The organism is Streptomyces sp. NBC_01237 (genome assembly GCF_035917275.1).
In the GTDB taxonomy this organism is placed as follows: domain Bacteria; phylum Actinomycetota; class Actinomycetes; order Streptomycetales; family Streptomycetaceae; genus Streptomyces.
Genome location: NZ_CP108508.1, coordinates 2,021,819 through 2,040,878, shown reverse-complemented (window position 1 = coordinate 2,040,878; position 19,060 = coordinate 2,021,819). Strand labels below are relative to the sequence as shown.

27 protein-coding genes are annotated in these 19,060 nt (G+C 70.6%); 18 read left to right on the top strand and 9 right to left on the bottom strand.

The genetic code is table 11. The annotated features are described in order from the left end of the window. Positions 1-2 precede the first annotated feature (2 nt). The 5 genes from sufC to OG251_RS09085 are packed head-to-tail and all read left to right on the top strand — an operon-like array spanning position 3 to position 3,242. Positions 3-767: a Fe-S cluster assembly ATPase SufC gene (gene sufC / locus OG251_RS09105; RefSeq protein ID WP_266808236.1), complete on the top strand. Its 765-nt coding sequence runs from the start codon at positions 3-5 to the stop codon at positions 765-767. After that, entirely contained in the window at positions 764-2,032 is a 1,269-nt protein-coding gene (locus tag OG251_RS09100; RefSeq protein ID WP_266808237.1) for a cysteine desulfurase, read from the top strand. Before sufC ends, OG251_RS09100 begins: the two co-directional genes overlap by 4 nt. A 10-nt stretch (positions 2,033-2,042) precedes the next feature. Then, positions 2,043-2,498 carry a Fe-S cluster assembly sulfur transfer protein SufU gene (gene sufU, locus OG251_RS09095; RefSeq protein WP_073720271.1) on the top strand — a complete coding sequence of 152 codons (456 nt, stop codon included), beginning with the start codon at positions 2,043-2,045 and terminating at the stop codon, positions 2,496-2,498. Then, complete coding sequence (locus OG251_RS09090; protein WP_073720270.1) at positions 2,495-2,833, top strand: metal-sulfur cluster assembly factor; 339 nt, start codon at positions 2,495-2,497, stop codon at positions 2,831-2,833. Before sufU ends, OG251_RS09090 begins: the two co-directional genes overlap by 4 nt. Positions 2,834-2,876: 43 nt before the next feature. Then, positions 2,877-3,242, top strand: coding sequence for a VOC family protein (locus OG251_RS09085; RefSeq protein ID WP_326676682.1), 366 nt, complete (start codon positions 2,877-2,879; stop codon positions 3,240-3,242). Positions 3,243-3,310: 68 nt separating this feature from the next. Here OG251_RS09085 and OG251_RS09080 read toward each other — a convergent pair whose 3' ends face one another. The 4 genes from OG251_RS09080 to OG251_RS09065 are packed head-to-tail and all read right to left on the bottom strand — an operon-like array spanning position 3,311 to position 4,828. Continuing rightward, positions 3,311-3,868, bottom strand: a complete 558-nt coding sequence (locus OG251_RS09080; protein ID WP_326676681.1) for a hypothetical protein — start codon at positions 3,866-3,868, stop codon at positions 3,311-3,313. A 35-nt stretch (positions 3,869-3,903) separates the two neighbouring features. After that, positions 3,904-4,134 carry a hypothetical protein gene (locus OG251_RS09075; RefSeq protein ID WP_326676680.1) on the bottom strand — a complete coding sequence of 77 codons (231 nt, stop codon included), beginning with the start codon at positions 4,132-4,134 and terminating at the stop codon, positions 3,904-3,906. A 47-nt stretch (positions 4,135-4,181) separates the two neighbouring features. Next, positions 4,182-4,586 carry a hypothetical protein gene (locus tag OG251_RS09070; RefSeq protein WP_326676679.1) on the bottom strand — a complete coding sequence of 135 codons (405 nt, stop codon included), beginning with the start codon at positions 4,584-4,586 and terminating at the stop codon, positions 4,182-4,184. Further along, complete coding sequence (locus OG251_RS09065; protein WP_326676678.1) at positions 4,583-4,828, bottom strand: hypothetical protein; 246 nt, start codon at positions 4,826-4,828, stop codon at positions 4,583-4,585. Before OG251_RS09065 ends, OG251_RS09070 begins: the two co-directional genes overlap by 4 nt. Positions 4,829-4,935: 107 nt before the next feature. Here OG251_RS09065 and OG251_RS09060 point away from each other — a divergent pair, with 107 nt between their 5' ends. The 7 genes from OG251_RS09060 (at position 4,936) to OG251_RS09030 (ending at position 7,910) form a co-directional block, all read left to right on the top strand. Continuing rightward, the gene (locus tag OG251_RS09060; protein WP_326676677.1) at positions 4,936-5,766 is read left to right on the top strand and encodes a helix-turn-helix domain-containing protein; all 831 of its coding nucleotides are present in this window, start codon (positions 4,936-4,938) and stop codon (positions 5,764-5,766) included. Continuing rightward, positions 5,763-5,969 (top strand): DUF397 domain-containing protein, encoded by a 207-nt coding sequence (locus OG251_RS09055; protein WP_326676676.1) that lies wholly within the window; start codon positions 5,763-5,765, stop codon positions 5,967-5,969. The genes OG251_RS09060 and OG251_RS09055 overlap by 4 nt, the downstream gene beginning before the upstream one ends. A 34-nt stretch (positions 5,970-6,003) precedes the next feature. Next, complete coding sequence (locus OG251_RS09050; protein ID WP_326676675.1) at positions 6,004-6,213, top strand: DUF397 domain-containing protein; 210 nt, start codon at positions 6,004-6,006, stop codon at positions 6,211-6,213. Between the two features lie 34 nt (positions 6,214-6,247). Next, entirely contained in the window at positions 6,248-6,457 is a 210-nt protein-coding gene (locus OG251_RS09045) for a DUF397 domain-containing protein (RefSeq protein ID WP_326676674.1), read from the top strand. A gap of 35 nt (positions 6,458-6,492) precedes the next feature. Next, the gene (locus OG251_RS09040) at positions 6,493-6,702 is read left to right on the top strand and encodes a DUF397 domain-containing protein (protein WP_326676673.1); all 210 of its coding nucleotides are present in this window, start codon (positions 6,493-6,495) and stop codon (positions 6,700-6,702) included. 34 nt (positions 6,703-6,736) lie between these two features. Next, positions 6,737-6,946 (top strand): DUF397 domain-containing protein, encoded by a 210-nt coding sequence (locus OG251_RS09035; protein ID WP_326676672.1) that lies wholly within the window; start codon positions 6,737-6,739, stop codon positions 6,944-6,946. Between the two features lie 73 nt (positions 6,947-7,019). Next, the gene (locus tag OG251_RS09030) at positions 7,020-7,910 is read left to right on the top strand and encodes an aldo/keto reductase (RefSeq protein ID WP_442818317.1); all 891 of its coding nucleotides are present in this window, start codon (positions 7,020-7,022) and stop codon (positions 7,908-7,910) included. Between the two features lie 81 nt (positions 7,911-7,991). On the opposite strand, the gene OG251_RS09025 is transcribed toward OG251_RS09030, so the two are convergent. After that, positions 7,992-8,993, bottom strand: a complete 1,002-nt coding sequence (locus OG251_RS09025; RefSeq protein WP_326676670.1) for a DUF7847 domain-containing protein — start codon at positions 8,991-8,993, stop codon at positions 7,992-7,994. Between the two features lie 326 nt (positions 8,994-9,319). On the opposite strand from OG251_RS09025, the gene OG251_RS09020 reads away from it, so the two are divergent. Then, positions 9,320-9,640, top strand: coding sequence for a DMT family transporter (locus OG251_RS09020; protein WP_326676669.1), 321 nt, complete (start codon positions 9,320-9,322; stop codon positions 9,638-9,640). Beyond that, complete coding sequence (locus tag OG251_RS09015) at positions 9,640-10,194, top strand: TetR/AcrR family transcriptional regulator (protein WP_326676668.1); 555 nt, start codon at positions 9,640-9,642, stop codon at positions 10,192-10,194. The genes OG251_RS09020 and OG251_RS09015 overlap by 1 nt, the downstream gene beginning before the upstream one ends. A 129-nt stretch (positions 10,195-10,323) precedes the next feature. Here OG251_RS09015 and OG251_RS09010 read toward each other — a convergent pair whose 3' ends face one another. After that, a complete protein-coding gene (locus OG251_RS09010) occupies positions 10,324-11,211 on the bottom strand; it encodes a winged helix-turn-helix transcriptional regulator (protein WP_326676667.1) in 888 nt (295 codons plus the stop codon). Between the two features lie 161 nt (positions 11,212-11,372). Here OG251_RS09010 and OG251_RS09005 point away from each other — a divergent pair, with 161 nt between their 5' ends. Both OG251_RS09005 and dapD read left to right on the top strand, forming a co-directional pair. Further along, a complete protein-coding gene (locus OG251_RS09005; RefSeq protein ID WP_326681195.1) occupies positions 11,373-12,683 on the top strand; it encodes an MFS transporter in 1,311 nt (436 codons plus the stop codon). 10 nt (positions 12,684-12,693) lie between these two features. Beyond that, positions 12,694-13,692: a 2,3,4,5-tetrahydropyridine-2,6-dicarboxylate N-succinyltransferase gene (gene dapD / locus OG251_RS09000; protein ID WP_326676666.1), complete on the top strand. Its 999-nt coding sequence runs from the start codon at positions 12,694-12,696 to the stop codon at positions 13,690-13,692. Here the strand turns inward: dapD and dapA are convergent. Continuing rightward, positions 13,689-14,576 carry a 4-hydroxy-tetrahydrodipicolinate synthase gene (dapA, locus tag OG251_RS08995; protein ID WP_326676665.1) on the bottom strand — a complete coding sequence of 296 codons (888 nt, stop codon included), beginning with the start codon at positions 14,574-14,576 and terminating at the stop codon, positions 13,689-13,691. The two genes, dapD and dapA, sit on opposite strands and share 4 nt — an antisense overlap. Positions 14,577-14,825: 249 nt before the next feature. On the opposite strand from dapA, the gene OG251_RS08990 reads away from it, so the two are divergent. Beyond that, positions 14,826-15,500, top strand: coding sequence for a DUF4232 domain-containing protein (locus OG251_RS08990; protein WP_326676663.1), 675 nt, complete (start codon positions 14,826-14,828; stop codon positions 15,498-15,500). Between the two features lie 18 nt (positions 15,501-15,518). On the opposite strand, the gene OG251_RS08985 is transcribed toward OG251_RS08990, so the two are convergent. Continuing rightward, positions 15,519-16,313, bottom strand: a complete 795-nt coding sequence (locus OG251_RS08985; RefSeq protein WP_326676662.1) for a phosphodiesterase — start codon at positions 16,311-16,313, stop codon at positions 15,519-15,521. 140 nt (positions 16,314-16,453) lie between these two features. Between OG251_RS08985 and OG251_RS08980 the strand changes: the two genes are divergently transcribed. Beyond that, complete coding sequence (locus OG251_RS08980) at positions 16,454-17,161, top strand: antibiotic biosynthesis monooxygenase (RefSeq protein WP_326676661.1); 708 nt, start codon at positions 16,454-16,456, stop codon at positions 17,159-17,161. A 10-nt stretch (positions 17,162-17,171) separates the two neighbouring features. On the opposite strand, the gene OG251_RS08975 is transcribed toward OG251_RS08980, so the two are convergent. Further along, entirely contained in the window at positions 17,172-19,004 is a 1,833-nt protein-coding gene (locus OG251_RS08975; RefSeq protein WP_326676660.1) for an endonuclease/exonuclease/phosphatase family protein, read from the bottom strand. Positions 19,005-19,060: the final 56 nt, after the last annotated feature.

Genomic DNA, 19,060 nt, shown 5'->3' with positions numbered 1-19,060 from the left:
CCATGGCAACGCTTGAAATCCGCGACCTGCACGTCACCGTCGAGGCCGACAACGCCACGAAGGAGATCCTCAAGGGCGTCGACCTGACCGTGAAGCAGGGCGAGACCCACGCCATCATGGGCCCCAACGGGTCCGGCAAGTCCACCCTCGCGTACTCGCTGGCGGGTCACCCCAAGTACACGATCACGCAGGGCACGGTCACCCTCGACGGCGAGGACGTCCTGGAGATGTCCGTCGACGAGCGCGCCCGCGCCGGCCTGTTCCTCGCCATGCAGTACCCGGTCGAGATCCCCGGTGTCTCGGTCTCCAACTTCCTGCGCACCTCCGCCACCGCCGTCCGCGGCGAGGCACCCAAGCTGCGTACGTGGGTCAAGGAGGTCAAGGAGACGATGGCCGGCCTCCAGATGGACCCGGCCTTCGCCGAGCGCAACGTCAACGAGGGCTTCTCCGGCGGCGAGAAGAAGCGCCACGAGATCCTTCAGCTGGAGCTCCTCAAGCCGAAGATCGCGATCCTCGACGAGACCGACTCCGGCCTGGACGTCGACGCGCTGAAGACCGTCTCCGAAGGCGTCAACCGGGTCCGCGAGGGCGGCGAGGTCGGCACCCTGCTGATCACGCACTACACGCGGATCCTCCGCTACATCAAGCCCGACTTCGTGCATGTCTTCGCCAACGGCCGCATCGCCGAGTCCGGCGGCGCCGAACTCGCCGACAAGCTGGAGAACGAGGGCTACGAGGCATACGTGAAGGGTGGCGCTTCCGCGTGACTGACGCCCGACAGGGGCTCACCGGCCTCCTCGACACCGAGGCGATCCGCAAGGACTTCCCCATCCTGGACCGCACGGTCCACGACGGCAAGAAGATCGTGTACCTGGACAGCGCGGCGACCTCGCAGAAGCCGCGCCAGGTGCTCGACGCGCTCAACGAGTACTACGAGCGGCACAACGCCAACGTCCACCGCGGTGTCTACACCATCGCGGAGGAGGCCACCGCGCTGTACGAGGGCGCCCGCGACAAGGTCGCCGCCTTCATCAACGCGCCCAGCCGCAACGAGGTGATCTTCACCAAGAACGCCTCGGAGTCGCTCAACCTCGTGGCCAACATGCTGGGCTGGGCGGATGAGCCCTATCGGGTCGACCGCGACACCGAGATCGTCACCACCGAGATGGAGCACCACTCCAACATCGTGCCGTGGCAGCTGCTCTCGCAGCGCACCGGTGCGAAGCTGAAGTGGTTCGGCATCACGGACGACGGCCGTCTCGACCTGTCCAACATCGACGAGATCATCACGGAGAAGACGAAGATCGTCTCCTTCACGCTGGTCTCGAACATCATGGGCACGATCAACCCGGTCGAGAAGATCATCCGCCGTGCCCAGCAGGTCGGCGCGCTGGTCTGCATCGACGCCTCGCAGGCGGCACCGCACATGGTGCTCGACGTCCAGGCGCTGCAGGCCGACTTCGTGGCCTTCACCGGCCACAAGATGGTCGGCCCGACCGGCATCGGCGTGCTGTGGGGACGGCAGGAACTCCTGGAGGACCTGCCCCCGTTCCTCGGCGGCGGCGAGATGATCGAGACCGTGTCGATGCACTCGTCGACGTACGCCCCCGCGCCGCACAAGTTCGAGGCGGGTACGCCCCCGATCGCCCAGGCCGTCGGCCTCGGCGCGGCCGTGGACTACCTCTCGGCGATCGGCATGGAGAAGATCTACCGCCACGAGCACGCGATCACCGAGTACGCGGTGAAGCGCCTCCTGGAGGTCCCGGACCTCAAGATCATCGGCCCGGCGACGGCCGAGGACCGCGGCGCCACGATCTCCTTCACGCTCGGCGACATCCACCCGCACGACGTGGGCCAGGTCCTCGACGAGCAGGGCATCGCCGTCCGGGTCGGCCACCACTGCGCGCGGCCGGTCTGCCTGCGGTACGGAATTCCTGCGACGACGCGAGCGTCGTTCTATCTGTACTCCACGCCCGCCGAGGTCGACGCCCTGGTGGACGGTCTGGAGCACGTCCGGAACTTCTTCGGCTGAGGGCTGACTGGTGAAGCTGGAATCCATGTACCAGGAAGTGATCCTGGACCACTACAAGCACCCCCACGGGCGTGGCCTGCGGGACGGCGACGCCGAGGTGCATCACGTCAACCCGACGTGCGGTGACGAGATCACACTCCGGGTGAAGTACGACGGCGAGACCATCGTCGACGTGAGCTACGAGGGACAGGGCTGCTCCATCAGCCAGGCCAGCGCCTCGGTTCTCAATGAGCTGCTGGTCGGCAAGGAGCTCGCCCAGGCGCGGAAGATCCAGGACGCGTTCCTGGAGCTGATGCAGTCCAAGGGCCAGCTGGAGCCGGACGACGAGATGGAGGAGGTGCTGGAGGACGCGGTCGCGTTCGCCGGTGTCTCCAAGTATCCGGCCCGGGTCAAGTGCGCGCTGCTGAGCTGGATGGCGTGGAAGGACGCGACGGCGAAGGCGCTGTCCGAAGGGAAGACGGCATGAGCGACAACGAGACTCTCACCACCAAGCCGGCCTCCGAGGAGGAGGTCCGCGAGGCGCTGTACGACGTGGTCGACCCCGAGCTGGGCATCGACGTCGTCAACCTGGGCCTGATCTACGGCATCCACGTCGATGACGCCAACATCGCCACCCTCGACATGACCCTGACGTCCGCGGCCTGTCCGCTGACCGATGTCATCGAGGACCAGGCGAAGTCCGCCACCGACGGCATCGTCAGCGAGTTGCGGATCAACTGGGTCTGGATGCCGCCGTGGGGCCCGGACAAGATCACGGACGACGGGCGCGAGCAGCTGCGCGCGCTGGGCTTCAACGTCTGAGACATACGGCGAACGGCCATGCCCGCCAGGGGATACTGGGGGCATGGCCGTTCGCTTGTACCACCACGTCGTCGATTCCCACGACCTGCCCCTGCTCGCCCGCTTCTGGTGCCAGGTGCTGGACTGGCAGGTGCTCTTCGAGGACGAGGACGAAATCGTCATCGGCGCGGATGCCGAGACGTTGCCGGGCATGTGCTTCGTCCCCGTACCGGAGAAGAAGACCGTCAAGAACCGGCTGCACATCGATCTCACCCCCGACGACCAGGCCGTCGAGGTCGAGCGGATCATCGGGCTCGGCGCACGGCGCACGGACTTCGGGCAGGGGCCGGACGCCACCTGGGTGGCGCTGCTCGACCCCGAGGGCAACGAGTTCTGTGTCCTGCGCCCGAAGAAGACGCTGACCGACTGAGCCCCGCACACCCGGCCGGGCCAGGTGTGCCGGCCGGTCGGGTGTTCCGGCCGGTCGGGTGTGCCGGTTCAAGGGAGCGCTACGACCGTCACACCGCGCAGCTCCCGGTGGAGACGGGTCGCGAGCATGCCGGGGTAGCGGGGCTTGCTGTACGGGGAGAGCTGGTCATGTTCGGAGGTGACCCACCCGTTCGCGGTGAGCCGGTAGAGGCCCCCCGACACCCCGTAGAGGTGGGGTTTGCGCACGCGGAGCACGGCGAACCGACCGCGGCGCAAGTGCGGGCACTGTCCGACCGATACCCGTGCGTGCTCGGCGCACAGCGGTGGCATCGCGGTCACGGACCGTTCGGGCCACGTCGGCGGCGAGTCCTCGCGCAGCCAGTCGATGAAGAGCCAGCCGTCCTTGTTCCGGTCCGCGGGGCCCGCGCAGATCTGGCACAACATGCCTTCCATGCAGAGGCGTTGGCGGAGCGGATGCATGGAGTCGTACAGGACGCGTCCGCCGGGCCGGTCATGGACCCGCACCCACAGGTTGCCGTGTTTGTCCCGGTCCTCCGGGCGCATGTTCCGGTACGCGAGCTGAGGGCCGTTGGCACCGTCACCAATGGTCAGTTCGGAATGCGACACGCCTTGATCGGTACTTCGCGAGGCGACGAACGGGGTCAACACGCATTTCCCCCGACCCCGGTGCGGCGCCCCCGGACCGGCACGCCCCATTCCACGAAGCGCTCACGGAGCCACGGGCGGCTGACGCCGTACTCCACGGCCAGAGCCGCCATCCCCGCCCCCTCCTGGTACGTGGCGGTCAGCGCCGCGCGTGAGGCGTACACCCGGTCCTGCGCGGCTCTCACGTCCGCGTTGGTCCGGCGGGTACGGCTGCGCTGGTCGAACATGGGACCCATCTGCTCCTGCTCTCTTTCGTGTGCGGGGGTCGGCGGAGTCACGTGTGCACCGGGGGTATGCCGGTTCGGGGTGTGCCCGGCAGGGGACAGGGTCGGGCGGCGAGTCCGTACCAGCAGGCGTCGTCGCGGGCGATGAACTCGAACGTGAAGCCCGCGGCGAGTCGCCACAGCGCGTAGTCCTGGTGCCCGATGTCCTCGGCCCACGCGCGAAGGTGGGCGGGTGCGTCCCGCCCGGCGTGTGTCACCGGGTGCAGGGCGGCGGGCGGCACCCACGGTGCGTGGGCGGCCGGGTCCAGCGCTTCGGCGAACCACAACGCCCGGCCGCGGAGCCAGCGCAGCGCCAGCCGCCGGGACGGTGCGACGAACCCGCCGAGCTCGACGCGCCTCACCGCGTCACCGCCGCTGACCTCGGCCGCGTAGTGCGTGGCTGTCCTCCCGGTCACAGCAGCCGCCCCTCACTCCGGGCGTTGCGCCGTGCGGTCTCGGCCCGCAGCCGCTCTATGCGGGTCGCGGGGCGGAGGTGTTCGGGGTCGGCTTCCCATTCGACTCCGCCCCGGACCGGGCGCAGCGCCCAGTACGGGCCGGCGACGCCTCGGAACTCCCCGACACGGTCTTTGCGGCTGGTGTCCACCATGAGTGTGCCGGGGGGCGGTACGCGGCGGGCTTCCTGTGGTTCGACAGGCATGGCCCCGCTCCTCTCCGTAGCCGTTTCACTACCAAGCTGGACCAGCGTGACCTACAGTCGGAATGTCTTCAACTGGACTGATTTGCTTGATGAGTGAGGAAACTCGCATGGTGAACCGGAAGACACTCGACCCGGAGACGTCGCCCATGCAGGCGTTTGGCCAGTGCTTACGGCAGGCCCGGGACGAGCGCGGGTGGACGCAAGACGAGCTAGGCGTGCGCATGGGCATTACCGGGTCGCATGTTTCTGCCGTCGAAACTGGCCGTCGCCCGCCAACTAATCGCTTCGCGCGCAGTGCTGACAGCGCGTTACGCACTGGAGACAAGTTCGAGCGCCAGACCCGTGCGCTGAAGAACACGGCCCTGCTGGAGGGGTTCCCGGAGTACGTGCGGCAAGAGGTGCGCGCCGCAGAGATCAGACTCTATGAAGTCGGCGTCATCCCTGGACTGCTCCAGACGCCGGATTACGCGGCGACGTTGGAGGCGGACGCGGTACGCAGGGAGGCAATCACGGCCGAGCAAGCCAGTGAGCGGGTCACTTTGGTGGCAGAGCGACAGGCCGCACTTGTCCGTTCCCCATCACCCCTGATCTTCGCGGTACTTGACGAAGGGTGCATCCATCGACCGATGGGCGATCCTGCGGTCATGGATGCTCAGTTCGCCCAGTTGTTGGAGTTCGCGGAGCGGCCGAACACCCTCCTTCAAATCGCTCCGTTCCGTATGGGAGCACGTCGGCCGTTCAGCCTGCCCATCACGGTGCTGACACTTCCCGACCGCTCGCTTGTGTCGTACGCCGAATCCTCGCAGCGGGGGCATTTGGAACGCGAAACCAGCTTCGTACTGCCCATGCTGACGGCCTACCATCAGCTTCAGGCCGAAGCCCTGTCCCAAGCGGCATCCGTGGCCATGATCGAGCAGGTACGAAAGGGCACCCCGTGACCGAATCCCCCGGTTGGTTCAAGTCCTCCTACAGCGGCAACGGTGGCCAGTGCGTCGAGGTTGCCGCCAATCTTGTCGCCTCGCGCGGCATCGTTCCCGTACGTGACTCCAAGGATCTGAGCGGCCCTGTCCTGGGCTTTCCCGTCGGCTCGTTCGCCTCCTTCGTGGCGGGTGTCAAGGCCGGAGAGTTCGGCACTGTCTGACCGCTCGGTCCGACCAGCTACGAAAGGGCTTCCCGTGACGAACGAATCCCTCCATTGGATCAAGTCCAGCTACAGCGACAACGGTGGCACATGCGTCGAATGGGCCCCGTCGAATACGTCCTCCACCGGTACAGTCCCTGTCCGCGACTCCAAGCGCCCGGCCGGCCCTGTCCTGGGCTTTCCCGTCGGCTCGTTCGCCTCCTTCGTGGCGGGTGTCAAGGTCGGAGAGTTCGGCACCGTCTGACCGCCCGGTCCGGCCAGCTACGAAAGGACTCCCTGTGACGGCCGAATCCCCCCGCTGGTTCAAGTCCTCCTACAGCAGCAACGGTGGCCAGTGCGTCGAGGTCGCCGCCAACCTCGTCGCCTCGCGCGGCATCGTTCCCGTACGTGACTCCAAGGATCTGAGCGGCCCGGTTCTGGACTTCCCCGTCGGCTCGTTCGCCTCTTTCGTGGCGGGTGTCAAGGTCGGAGAGTTCGGCACCGTCTGATCCGTCCGGTCCAGCCAGCTACGAAAGGGCACCCCGTGACGACCGAATCTCCGCGTTGGTTCACGTCCTCGCACAGCAACAACGGCGGCGCTTGCGTCGAGGTCGCCGCCAACCTCGTTGCCCCGTGCGGCACAGTCCCTGTCCGCGACTCCAAGCGCCCGACCGGCCCCGTCCTGGGCTTCCCCGTCGGCTCGTTCGCTTCCTTCGTGGTGGGCGTCAAGGCCGGAGAGTTCGGCACCGTCTGACCGCCCGGTCCGACCAGCTACGAAAGGGCTCCCTGTGACGACCGAATCCCCCCGTTGGTTCAAGTCCTCCTACAGCAGCAACGGCGGCGCTTGCGTCGAGGTCGCCGCCAACCTCGTTGCCCCGTGCGGCACAGTCCCTGTCCGCGACTCCAAGCGCCCGACCGGCCCCGTCCTGGGCTTCCCCGTCGGCTCGTTCGCTTCCTTCGTGGCGGGTGTCAAGGCCGGAGAGTTCGGCACCGTCTGATCCGTCCGGTCCAGCGTTATCCGGTTCGGCGAGGCCCCATCGTGCGGTGCATGATGGGGCTTCTGGCTGTCCGATGCCGTGGCCAACTCCGCTGCTGGGGTCGCCACTTGAGCGAGGGGAAGGGTGGCGTGTGACGTCGTTTCCTATCGGCGGGGATCTGGACGTGCGGCGGCTCGGGTTCGGGGCCATGCAACTGCCCACGGAGCCGGGTGCGGCCAGGGAGACCTCTTTCGCGGTGGTGCGGCGGGCTGTCCGGCTGGGCGTCACGCTGATCGATACCGCGTATATGTACGGCGGTGGAGCCAACGAGGAACTTCTGGCCGAGGCCCTGTACCCCTACCCGGACGGGCTGCTGATCACCACCAAGGTCGGCGTAGCCCGGTCGAGCCCTTCGGACGAGTGGAAGCTGGACGGACGGCCCGCAGTCCTGCGTGATCAGGTCGAACAGGCGTTGCGGCGACTGCGCGTCGAGCGGATCGAGCTGCTTCAACTGCACCGTATCGATCCGGAGACACCGCTCGCCGACCAGATCGGCACCCTGCGCGACCTGCGTACCGAGGGAAAGATCGGCCGGATCGGGCTGTCCGAGGTCACCGTCGACGAGCTCGGCCGGGCTCGGGGGATCGTCGACATCGCGAGCGTCCAGAACCGCTACAACCTGCTCGACCGCGAGCACGAGCCCGTGCTCGCGGCGTGTGAGGCGGCAGGCATCGCGTTCCTGCCGTGGCGCCCGGTCGCCTGGGGGAAGTCCGGGGCGCGGGCCGAGATCGCCGCCGTGGCCGCCGAGGCCGAGGCCACCCCCACGCAGATCGCTCTCGCCTGGCTGCTGGGTCACTCGCCGGTCATCCTCCCCATCCCGGGCACGGCCCGCGTCGACCACCTTGAGGAGAACCTCGCCGCCGAACGCCTCCGGCTGACCCCGGCCCAGCGCGATCGGCTCGATCGTCTGCCCGCGCCGGAATAGGCCCGGACAGGCAACAGCCCCGGCGGTCGCGGGGGACTGCCGGGGCTGTGTGCGGGCGGAGGCGCGGGGCGCGCGGTGGCGTTACGCGGAGGCCGGGGGCGGACCGTACTGCTCGGGCAGTACGACGGACGCCTCGGCCAGGACCGGGCCCAGGTTCTCCGTACGCATGCGCCGGTCCACGTAGAGCAGGCCGACGATCAGCGGCGGGAAGATGGTCGAGAACAGCTGGCTGATGAGTTGGCTGATCAGCATGACGACGAAGAGGCCGCCCATGGCGGCCAGGACCTCGACGCCGGACGGTTCGGCGCCGAGGTCCGAGGTGTCGGTCATGCCCGGCAGCGAGCCCAGGACCGAGAACGGCATCTGGAGCAGTGAGCCGGCCATCGACGCCATCACGTACCCGAGCAGCGAGATCCCCAGGACGCGCCACCAGTCGCCGCGCACCAGCCCGGCCGAGCGGCGCAGGGCCGCGAACGGGCTCTGGTTCTCGAAGACCACGATCGTCGGAGCCAGCGAGAACTTCACCCAGAGCCAGACCGCCAGCGGCGCGAGGGCCAGGGTGCCGACGACGGCGAACCACATCATCGGCAGGACGCCGTCCGCGTCGCCCAGCGAGATGAAGTAGATCATCACGCCGATGAAGGCGGTCATGGCGAGTACGACCGGCACGAAGGCGATCAACGCCGTGAGGAACACCGTGCCGATCATGGCCCCGACCCGGGACCAGGCGCGGCGCCAGGCCGCGCCGAAGGTGATCGGCCGTCCCAGTACGGCTTCCTGGAGTATCGCCGGGACCGCTGCCTGCATCAGCGCGGCGGCCACGATGTACACCGCGATGCCGACGGCCAGCAGCACGCCGAAAGCGGCCACCAGCGGAACCCAGTCCTGCGAGTCCGGCGAGCCCGCGTGGTCGTCGACCATGACGGCGTCCCAGTGGTCCGCGACGGAGGAGTACGCGATGAGGGCCCCCACGGCCATCAGCAGCGTCGCCCCCGCGAAGACGGCCAGCCCCATGCCGAACAGGGGCTTCCAGTAGCGGCCCATGGTGGAGAAGGCGCCGCTGAGTATGTCGGAGACCCTCATCGGGGCGAGGGGTATGACCCCCGGCTTCGGCGGTGCGGCCCATGGGCTGCCCCAGCCCCCACCGTCCCAGCCCCCGCCGCCGTACGGGCCTCCTCCGTGGGGAGCCCCTCCGTAGGGGCCTCCGCCGTGCGGGCCCCCGCCGTAGGGCGCGCCCCCGTTCGGGCCACCGCCCCACCCTGCGTCCTGCGTCACTGCGTCTCCGTTGTGTCGTCGGCCGGTGCCGGCCGTGCTCTGTCATATGCCATGTCGTCGGTCGGGACACCGTAGCGCCCTGGGCGCGGCAGCCATGTGTACAGCCGTACACAACGATGCGTACACTTGTACACATGGGATACGGACTGCTGGCAGCGGCCATCACGGCCGAGGTGGCCGCGACGACGGCCATGAAGTACAGCGAGGGATTCACCAGGCTCTGGCCCTCGCTCATCACCCTCGTGGGGTATGTCCTCGCCTTCGCCCTGCTCGCGCAGACGCTGAAGACGCTGTCGGTGGGCACGGCCTACGCGATCTGGGCCGGAGTGGGCACCGCCGCCGTCGCCGCGATCGGCGTGATCTTCATGGGGGAGTCCGGCAGCCTGTTCAAGGTGGTGGGCATCGCCCTGATCATCGCCGGAGTCGTGGTGCTCAACCTGGGCGGAGCCCACTGATGGCCCGGCGTTACGACCCCGAGCGGCGCGAACGCATCATCGACGCGGCCATCCGCGTGGTGGGCGCCGACGGCATCGCGGGGCTCACCCATCGCTCCGTCGCCGCCGAGGCGGACGTGCCGCTCGGCTCGACGACGTATCACTTCGGCTCGCTCGACGAGCTGCTGATCGCCGCCCTGCGCCGGTGCAACGAGGGCTTCGCCCAGGCGCTGAGGGAGAGCAGCGTCTTTGCCGCACCCGCCGGTCAGCGGGGCGGGGCCGAGCTGGCCGACGAGCTGAGCAGGATGCTGGGGGAGTGGTTCGAGGGCGCGTGCGGGGCGACGGAGCTGGAGTACGAGCTGTATCTCGCCGCCCTGCGCCGTCCCGCGCTGCGTCCCGTCGCCGCCGAGTGGACCGACGGTGTGGTCGAACTGCTGGCCCGGCGCACCGACCCGGCCACCGCGCGGGCGCTCGTCGCGCTGATGGACGGGATCTGCCTCCAGGTGCTGCTCACCGGGGGTTCCTACGACGTGGCGTACGCCCGGGAGATGCTGGGCCGAGTCGCCGGTGCCTGACCGGGTGCGGCCGGTGCCGAGGTGGGCGGCCGGCCGGCCGGGTGGGTCCCTCCGGCGCCGACGGTCTCGTACTGCCGGGCCCCTGTCCGTCCCGGTGCGGGCAGGGGTGCGCCGGGACGGGCGGGGGCCTCAGGCGGGCGCGCTCAGGCGGCGCACCGTGGTCAGCGCCGTGCGTACGCTCGCCTCGATGTCCGTGATCGGGTACAGCGCTTCGTGGATCGTCCGGTCCCGGTCCACCACCAGCGTCAGCCGCTTGAGCCGGCTGACGCCCGCCGCCCGGAACGTCGGCAGTCGCAGGGCCGCCGTCAGGGACAGTCCGGCGTCGGAGAGCAGCGGGAAGCGCAGCCCCTCCGCGTCGGCGAACGCCCGCTGCTCGTCCGGGCGTTGGGTGGACACCCCGTGCACGGTCGCGCCGGCCTCCGTGAACTCCGCCCACCGGTCCCGGTAGGTGCACGATTCAAGGGTGCAGCCGCTCGCCCCGGGGATCTGTCCCCACCCCGGCGGGTAGGCGTCCTGGCGCGCGTAGGCGCCGGGGAAGCAGTACAGGACGGTGTACGGGGTGGCGTCGGCGACCGGGTCGCGCGGTGCGCCGTCGTGGTCCGGCACGAGCAGCTCCGGCAGCCGGGTGCCCACCAGGGCGTGCACCCGTGCCGCCTCCTTCGACGACTCGGCCGTCGTCGCCATCGTCTCCCCCTCCCCCAGCACCCAGGCGTCGCCCCAGTCCTGGAGCGCGATCAGTACGGGCAGCAGGGCGCGGCCGCGCGGGGTGAGGCGGTACTCGTACCGGACGGGGCGGTCCTGGTACGGCTCCCGCGCGAGCACGTCCGCCTCGACCAGCAGGCGCAGCCGTTCGGTGAGCACCTTGCGCGAGACGCCCAGCTCCTGCTGGAGGGCGTCGAAGCGGTGCACCCCGCGTGCGGTGTCGCGCACGATCAGCAGGGTCCACCAGTCGCCGACGACGTCCAGCGCCTGGGCGATCGAGCAGTCGGCGTCCGCCAGGCTGGTGCGCTGTGGCATGGCTCGCCCTCTTCCGTTCGTGGTTTCCCTCGGCTGTCGGTCCCGGTCAGTTGTACGCGGTTGACCTGCCGAAAGCATGCTGCCATAGTCAGTTCCCAAAGGGAACTTTATCGGGGGCGGGTGGAACGGGCATGCTGCGCGGAGTGCCGAGAACGGTACGGATGCTGGCTGTGGGCGCATTTCTCAACGGCGTCGTCAGCTTCACGTTCGTCTATCTCTTCGTCTATCTGACGGGACCGCGCGGTCTGTCCGTCACCCAGGCCGGAGTGATCAGCGGCATCGGCGGTGTCGGGCTGGTCGCCGGGAACTTCACCGGGGGCTGGTTCGGTGACCGGTACGGGCACCGCCGGATGCTCCTGACCGGCGCCTGTACGAGCGGTGCCGCACTCGTCACCCTGCCCGCCCTGCCGATCGCCGCCCTCTACGCGGTGCTGCCGCTCGCCCAGTACGCCTCCGGCGTCGTCCGCGCGGCCAATTCCGCGCTCGTCGCGGTGTCCGTGCCCGAGGGCGGCCGACGCCAGAGCTTCGCCCTCACACGCTTCGCGGCGAACGGGGGCTTCGCCGTGGGACCGCCGCTCGGCGCGCTGATCGCCGCCCGCTTCTCGTACGACTGGCTCTTCCTGGCCGACGGGCTCGGCACCCTGCTCTTCGCCGCGTACGTCGCCAGGATCCTGCCGGCCCGCGGCATCGCGCACACCGGGTCCGCGCGCGACCCGCACGCGCCGGGGCTCTGGCGCGAACTGCGGGCCAGGCCGGCGGTGCTGGTGCTGCTCGCCGCGATCGTCTGCGTCGACCTCGTCTACCGGCAGCAGTACTCCACCCTGCCCGTGTTCCTCGCCGACCACGGCCTCGGCACCCAGTTCTACGGCTGGCTCATCGCCATCAACGGCGGTGTCATCCTCTGCCTCGAACTGCCCGCCGCGCACGCCCTGCGCAAGCGGTCACCGCTCGGCATCGTCGGGGTGGGCCTGCTGCTGGTGGGGCTGGGATACGCCGTACTGATCCCCGGGGCCGGAGCGGTGTTCGCCGTCGCCATGATGCTGTCGCTGACCCTGGGGGAGATCCTCTACAAGACGCCCGCCACGGCGTACGTCGCCGATCAGGCGCCCGGTCACGCGCAGGGACGGTTCCAGAGCCTGTACGCGGGCGCTTCGATCAGCGGTCAGGTTCTGGCGCCACCGCTGGGCGGGGCGCTGTACGCGAGCGCCCCGGCGCTGCTGTGGCCGGTCTGCGCGGTGCTCGCGGGCGGTGCCGGGGTGGCGGTGCTGGCGGCGCGGCGGCTGCGGGAACCCGGACGGCCCTCGCGTGCGGCGGGGTACGGGAAGGGCGGGGCGGCCGGTATCCCGGCGGGGCGCGGCGAAGGCCGGGGGACCGGTGCGGCGACGGGGTACGGCAGCGGGGTGGGGACCGGTGCGGCGACGGGCGGCCCGGACGCTGAGACCGGTTCGCCGGAGCGGGCCCCGGCCGGTTAGGTTTCTGTCCATGACCGACACGACTTCCCAGGGTTCTGCCCGCACCACCGGCGCCGTCGCCGCCGGCCTCGCCACCATCGCCGGTGACGGCACCGTCCTCGACACCTGGTTCCCCGCCCCCGAGCTGTCCGCCGAGCCCGGCCCGGCCGGCACGCAGCGCCTCGGCGCCGAGGAGGCCGTGAACCGGCTCGGCGAGGGTGCGGCCAAGGCCCTCGGCGTGGACGCCCGGCGCGGTGTCGAGGTCGTCGCCGTCTCCACGGTCATCTCCTCGCTCGACGACAAGCCGCTCGACGCGCACGACGCGTACCTGCGTCTGCACCTGCTCTCGCACCGTCTCGTCCAGCCGCACGGCCAGAACCTCGACGGGCTCTTCGGCCTGCTCGCCAACGTCGCCTGGACCTCGCTCGGCCCCGTCGCCGTCGACGACCTGGAGAAGGTGCGGCTGAACGCCCGTGCCGAGGGTCTGCACCTCCAGGTCACCTCGGTCGACAAGTTCCCGCGCATGACGGACTACGTCGCACCGAAGGGCGTACGCATCGCCGACGCCGACCGCGTCCGGCTCGGGGCGCACCTCGCGTCCGGCACGACGGTCATGCACGAGGGCTTCGTGAACTTCAACGCGGGCACGCTCGGCACCTCGATGGTCGAGGGCCGGATCTCCGCGGGCGTCGTCATCGGCGACGGCTCCGACATCGGCGGCGGCGCCTCCACCATGGGCACCCTCTCCGGCGGCGGCAAGGAGCGCATCGTCATCGGCGAGCGCTGCCTGATCGGCGCCGAGGCGGGTGTCGGGATCGCGCTCGGCGACGAGTGCGTCGTGGAGGCCGGGCTGTATGTCACCGCCGGTACGCGCGTCACGCTGCCGGACGGCCAGGTCGTCAAGGCCCGTGAGCTCTCCGGCGCCTCGAACATCCTCTTCCGCCGCAACTCGGTCACCGGCACCGTCGAGGCCCGCCCGAACAACTCGGTGTGGGACGGGCTCAACGACATCCTGCACGCCCACAACTAACGTGTAGCGGCGAGGAGTTCCTCGTACGCCTTCCGCAGCCCGTCGGTCGCCCCGCGCCCGGCGGGCTGTAGCGGTTCACGGACCGGGCCCGCCGCGAGCAGGGCCTTGGCGGTGACGGTGCCGGGCAGGCCGGAGGCCATCATCAGCTCGGTGAGGTGTGCGGTGAGACCGTTCAGACGGGCCGCCTCGGCCGTGCGGCCCGCGTCGAACGCGTCCAGGGGGGCCCGCATCTGCCGCGGCGCCACATTGGCGACCGTGCTGACATAGCCCGCGCCGCCCAGCGCGTACAGCGGAAGGTTCAGCTCCTCGCAGCCCGAGTAGTACGCCAGCGAGGTCCGGGCCATCACCTTCGTCGAACCGAGCAGGTCGTACGCGCAGTCCTTCACCGCCACGACGCGCGGGTGCTCCGCGAGCCGCAGCAGGGTCTCCGGTTCGATACGGGTGCCGGTGCGGCCCGGGATGTCGTACAGCATCAGCGGGATGCCCGAAGCCTCCGCGACCCGCAGGAAGTGCGCCTCGACGGCGGCCTGCGGGGGGCGGCTGTAGTACGGGGTGACCACCAGGAGGCCGTCCGCGCCCGCGTCCTCGGCCTCCCGGGCCAGGGCCACCGTGTGCCGGGTGTCGGCGCTGCCGACACCCGCGACCAGCGTCACCCCGTCGCCGACCGCCCCCCGCACCGCCCGCAGCAGCGCGGTCTTCTCGGCGTCGCCCGTGGTGGGGGACTCACCGGTGGTGCCGCTGAGCACCAGTCCGTCACAGCCGTCCGCGACCAGAGCGGCGGCATGTGCGCGGGCCGCGTCCAGGTCCAGCTCACCGGCGGCGGTGAACGGCGTGATCATGGCGCAGAGGGTGCGGCCGAAGGGGCGTGGTGCGAGGGGGGTCATGTCCGAAGTGTCGGCCCCAGCACTGTGAAGGTCCACTTAGATCTGCTTGGTGTGACAGGGAAGCGATGCTGAACAGTCCCGGTCGGCCGGACGCGCGACGACCGCCGCCCCGGTGGGCCGGGGAGCATCCCGCGGGACGTGGCCCGAGGGCCGGACATCCGCACCGGACCGCTCCGCAGCCGCCCGGCCCCGGCCGTCTGACATGATCCAACGGACAGGCGGGCAAGGGTCGTTGCGAGGGGCGGGCGTATGGGGAAGCGGATACGGAGAGCGGTTGCGGCGGCCTGGCCGGCAGTGGCGGGGATGGTCCTGACCGGCTGTTCCGGATTCCTCGTCCCGGCCGGTGAGGGCGAGCCGGAACCCACGCCGAGCGCCACGCGTACGGTCCCGTCCGGTGTGCACGCGGACGCCCTGCCGCCGACCCCCGCCGCCCCGCCGAGCCCGCCGGTGACCGGCGCACCGGACGGGGGCTCCCGCCCCGGTGACGGTGCCACCGCCTCCGGGGAATGCCCCGCCTCCGGTGTCGTCGTGGACATGGGGCAGGTGGAGACAGCGATGATGCACCGGGCCGTGGTGCTCACACTCACCAACTGCGGCGACAAGCCCTACCGCGTCCACGGCTATCCCTCGGTCCAGGCGCTGGGCGAGGAGGGCGAACGGCTGCCGGTCAAGGTGAATCCGGGCGGCTCGTACTTCGGCCAGGACCCGGGGCCGAAGGAGGTCACGCTGAAGCCCGGCGCCGCCGTGAAGTCGATCCTCGCCTGGGTCTCCACCCAGGAGGGCGGCGACCTCATCGAGGGCGACGCGCTGGAGATCGCCGCCGCCACCGACACGGGCGCCCGCGTCTTCCCGCTGGAGGGCCACGACATCCGCCTGATGGACGAACTGAACATGACCGCCTGGCGTACCCGCCCGAGCACCTGAGGCGGGCACGCCGGGCGGTCAGCGGCCGAGCAGTGGCGCGGCCGTATGGCTCACCGGGACGATATGGGTGACCCAGCCGTCCGCCGCGGTCTCCCCGGTGAGCAGGTGCAGCAGGAAGGACGTCGGCTCGGGCAGGTATCCCGGCAGCCCCCCGCCCCGCACCAGTCCGCTCTGGAGATAGGTGCTCGGGGCGACGGCCACCGTGCTGCCCGCGAACGCCGCCGTGACCGGGCGGTGGACATGGCCCGCCAGCACCCGTACGACACGCGGGTGGGCGGCGACGACCTCGGCCAGAGCCGCGCCGTCGGTCAGCCGCATCCCGTCCAGGAACGGGATGCCGACCGGGACCGGAGGGTGGTGCAGGCAGACGAGGGCGGGAACCCCGGGCCGGTGCGCGAGCGCCGTGTCGAGCCAGGCCAGTTGGTCCGGCCCGAGACGGCCACCGCTCGAACCGGGCACCGTGGAGTCCAGGACGAGAACCGTGAGCGCCGGATGCTCCACCGCGTAGTACGGCAGCCGGCCGCCGCCCAGGAAGGGTGTCCCGCCGAACGCCTCGACCAGCGCACCGGGCGCGTCGTGATTTCCCGCCACCAGGTGCAACGGCAGCGGGAAGTCATCGATCAGCTCGCGCAGCACGGCGTACTCCCCGGGCTCACCGTGCTCGGTCAGATCGCCGGTGACGACCACGCAGTCGGGGCGGGGTTCGAGCGCCAGCACCCGGCGCAGGGCGGTGTCCAGCCCGGCGGCGGGGGCGCCGGCCAGGACACCGGTGGTGAGGTGGGGATCGCTGAGGTGGGCCACGGAGACAGTCATCCCGCAACCCTGCCCCGTCCCGTCCGGCGCGCACCCGGTCGGGTGGGGCCGGCCCGCGGTTCTTGACCTCAAGCGAGCTTGAGGGATCAGTGTGGTGAGCAACGGCGCACCACCGGGTGCGGCCAGAGGGGATCACCGTCATGACCGTGCAGTTCAACTCCCGGCCCGACCTCACGCGTTCCGACGCCGGCATCGTCAAGGTCAGCACCTGGGACGTCGGTACGCCCGAGCGGCAGCGCCGGAGCGTCGAGGCCATCCGTGAGGCATGGGGAGGCCGCGACTGGCCGCATCCGGGGCTGCTCTCGTACAGCGTGTACACGGGGGAGGACGGCAGGACGCTGCTGCACTACTCGCAGTGGACCGGTGAACAGGCGCACCAGGACTTCTTCCGGGAGGGCCGCGACGCGCGCAACGCGGACATCGACGCCGCCGTGCCCGGCATCGAACGCCTCGGGCTGCACACGTACGAGCCGTACCGCTCCACACCCCTGGCCCGCGGCGAGAGCCGGGAGGCCGGGTGTGTCGTGATCGTCGACGTGGAGTTCGCGGGTCCCGACCCGGCCCGGCAACGGGACTGGGTGGACTCGGTGTTCGCGGCGCTGGGCACCGATCCGGCGCCCGCCCCGGGCGGTATCGCCGGGCACTTCCATGTGAGCACGGACGGCACGCGCGTCCTCAACTACGCCGAGTGGGAGAGCGCACAGGCCCACCTCGACGCCCTGTCCGCACCGGGCGACGGCATCGGGTCCCGGACGCCGCAGTGGGAGAAGGTGCAGTCCTATCCGGGGGTGACCGGCGGCGGTGTGCACCGCTACACGCCCGCGCTCTCCCTCGGCGCGGGCGGGTAGCGGGGACCGCTCAGGGGCGGAAGCGCAGCACCTGCGGGTCGTGGTCGCTGTTCTGGTCGGCGAACTCCGCGTTGATGTGCACGCTGTCGTAGTCGAAGCCGCGGATCGACGGGCTGGTCAGGATCTGGTCCAGGACCTGGGTGTTGCCCTGGAAGACGTACGAGTAACGCTCCGACCGCGGAAGGGACTTCACCGCCGGGTACAGCGCGCCGCCGGCCGTCAGCGCCCCCGTCGTACCGGAGAACTCGAAGTCGTTGATGTCACCCACGACCAGGACGTCGGCGCGCTTGTCCGCGCTCAGCAGCTTCTTCACGAAGGTGTTGACCGAGGTGGCCTGCGCCAGGCGCTGGACCTCCGAGGAGCGCGTCGGCGGCTGGTGGTGCGAGAGGATCGACTCGTCGCCGCCCTTCGACGCGAAGTGGTTGGCGACGACGAACACCGGACGCCCGCGGAAGGCGAACTCGCCGACGAGGGGCTTGCGGCTGTCCGTCCACGCGGCCGCCGCCGGATCGATCCTGCCGGGGGAGTGCGTCAGGGCCGCCCTGCCCCGCTCCCGTACGACCTCGGTCGCCGTCGTCGCGTCGCCGCCCGCACGGTCGGTGAACGACACCCGCTCCGGGTTGAACAGGAACACCTGGCGGATGTTGCCGCCCGGCTCGCCGCCGTCCTTCTTGTCCTGGGGGGCGATGGAACGCCAGTCGTAGGCCGGGCCGCCCGCCGCCGCGATCGCCTCGGTGAACCTGCGCACGGTCCGCTCGGCCGAGACCGTGCCGTCGTCCGTCGCGCCGTTGTCGTCCTGGATCTCCTCCAGGGCCAGGATGTCCGGCGAGGCGAGGTTGTTCACGACGGCCGCGGCCAGCGCGTCGAACTTCTCCTGCGGGTCGCCCGGGTCGAGGTTCTCCACGTTGTACGTCGCCACCGCGAGCTCGCCGTCGCGCTGGGCACGGGTCCGCTCCTGGCGCAGCCCGCGGTCGAGGACCGTGCCGAGGGTGCGGGCCGTCAGCGTGTAGCCGCCGTACTGGCTGAAGTCCAGCGGCCCTTCGGTCCTGCCCGCCAGCACGTCACCGACATCGGCCTTGGGGAAGGGCTGCTCGGTGAGCGGCACCAGCGACTGGATCTGGAGCCGTCCGGTGTTCTGCGAGGTGTACGAGCCGTAGACCGTGCCGCCCCGGCGGTTGGCGTTCTCGTGCGGCTTCACCGTCACCCACAGCTCCGCGTGCGTGTCGGTGGCGCCGACCACCCGCGAGGAGCCGACGCGGACGTTCATGCCCTCCAGGGACTCGTAGAAGTCCAGGGCGTACCGGCCGGGGGAGAGCGGGAGCCCGTTGACCGAGCCGCCCGCCGCCGGGTCGCCCGCCGGGGCGTAGCGGGAGGGGACCGAGCGCTCCGAGACGGTGACCGGGGCGGGCAGCGCGTTGCCGGACGAGACCACGGCGACGGTGGGCTTGGTGAGCTGGGTGAGCGACTGGTTGCCGGAGGCGGCGCCGCCGGGGACGTACTCGGCGACCGTGCCCGAGACGGTGACCGCGTCGCCGACCGCGACCGTGGGCGACGAACCCGTGTAGACGAAGACACCCTCACTGGTGGCCCGGTCGGCGTCGGGGTTCGGGTCCTGGAACCAGAAGCCCTTCGAGCCGTAACCCCGCACGCCGGTGACGACGCCCGGGACGTCGGTGACCTGGGTGCCGGCCAGCGGCGATATCCGGGTGGCCCCCTGGATGTCATGGATACGGACCTGGCCGTCGGCGGCGGCGGCCGAGGACGCACCGGTGAGCAGACCCGCGGCCAGGGCGGCGGTCACGACGGCGGAGACTGCGGTGGTTCGGGAGGATGCGGCAGGCATCACGGACTCCGGAGGTTCGGGGGCGGAGACGGGCCCGTACCGGAGGACGGTACAGG

Excerpts from the sequence above, each read along its gene's own strand:
- OG251_RS09060 (WP_326676677.1), top strand. The coding sequence starts at position 4,936 with ATGGTGAACCGGAAGACACTCGACCCGGAGACGTCGCCCATGCAGGCG.
- OG251_RS09010 (WP_326676667.1), bottom strand. The coding sequence starts at position 11,211 with ATGCCACAGCGCACCAGCCTGGCGGACGCCGACTGCTCGATCGCCCAG.
- sufC (WP_266808236.1), top strand. The coding sequence starts at position 3 with ATGGCAACGCTTGAAATCCGCGACCTGCACGTCACCGTCGAGGCCGAC.
- OG251_RS08990 (WP_326676663.1), top strand. The coding sequence starts at position 14,826 with ATGGGGAAGCGGATACGGAGAGCGGTTGCGGCGGCCTGGCCGGCAGTG.
- OG251_RS08975 (WP_326676660.1), bottom strand. The coding sequence starts at position 19,004 with ATGCCTGCCGCATCCTCCCGAACCACCGCAGTCTCCGCCGTCGTGACC.
- OG251_RS09065 (WP_326676678.1), bottom strand. The coding sequence starts at position 4,828 with ATGCCTGTCGAACCACAGGAAGCCCGCCGCGTACCGCCCCCCGGCACA.
- OG251_RS09090 (WP_073720270.1), top strand. The coding sequence starts at position 2,495 with ATGAGCGACAACGAGACTCTCACCACCAAGCCGGCCTCCGAGGAGGAG.
- OG251_RS09025 (WP_326676670.1), bottom strand. The coding sequence starts at position 8,993 with ATGAGGGTCTCCGACATACTCAGCGGCGCCTTCTCCACCATGGGCCGC.
- OG251_RS09015 (WP_326676668.1), top strand. The coding sequence starts at position 9,640 with ATGGCCCGGCGTTACGACCCCGAGCGGCGCGAACGCATCATCGACGCG.
- OG251_RS09075 (WP_326676680.1), bottom strand. The coding sequence starts at position 4,134 with ATGTTCGACCAGCGCAGCCGTACCCGCCGGACCAACGCGGACGTGAGA.
- OG251_RS09085 (WP_326676682.1), top strand. The coding sequence starts at position 2,877 with ATGGCCGTTCGCTTGTACCACCACGTCGTCGATTCCCACGACCTGCCC.
- dapA (WP_326676665.1), bottom strand. The coding sequence starts at position 14,576 with ATGACCCCCCTCGCACCACGCCCCTTCGGCCGCACCCTCTGCGCCATG.
- OG251_RS09020 (WP_326676669.1), top strand. The coding sequence starts at position 9,320 with ATGGGATACGGACTGCTGGCAGCGGCCATCACGGCCGAGGTGGCCGCG.
- OG251_RS09005 (WP_326681195.1), top strand. The coding sequence starts at position 11,373 with ATGCTGGCTGTGGGCGCATTTCTCAACGGCGTCGTCAGCTTCACGTTC.
- OG251_RS08980 (WP_326676661.1), top strand. The coding sequence starts at position 16,454 with ATGACCGTGCAGTTCAACTCCCGGCCCGACCTCACGCGTTCCGACGCC.
- OG251_RS08985 (WP_326676662.1), bottom strand. The coding sequence starts at position 16,313 with ATGACTGTCTCCGTGGCCCACCTCAGCGATCCCCACCTCACCACCGGT.
- dapD (WP_326676666.1), top strand. The coding sequence starts at position 12,694 with ATGACCGACACGACTTCCCAGGGTTCTGCCCGCACCACCGGCGCCGTC.
- OG251_RS09030 (WP_442818317.1), top strand. The coding sequence starts at position 7,020 with ATGCCGTGGCCAACTCCGCTGCTGGGGTCGCCACTTGAGCGAGGGGAA.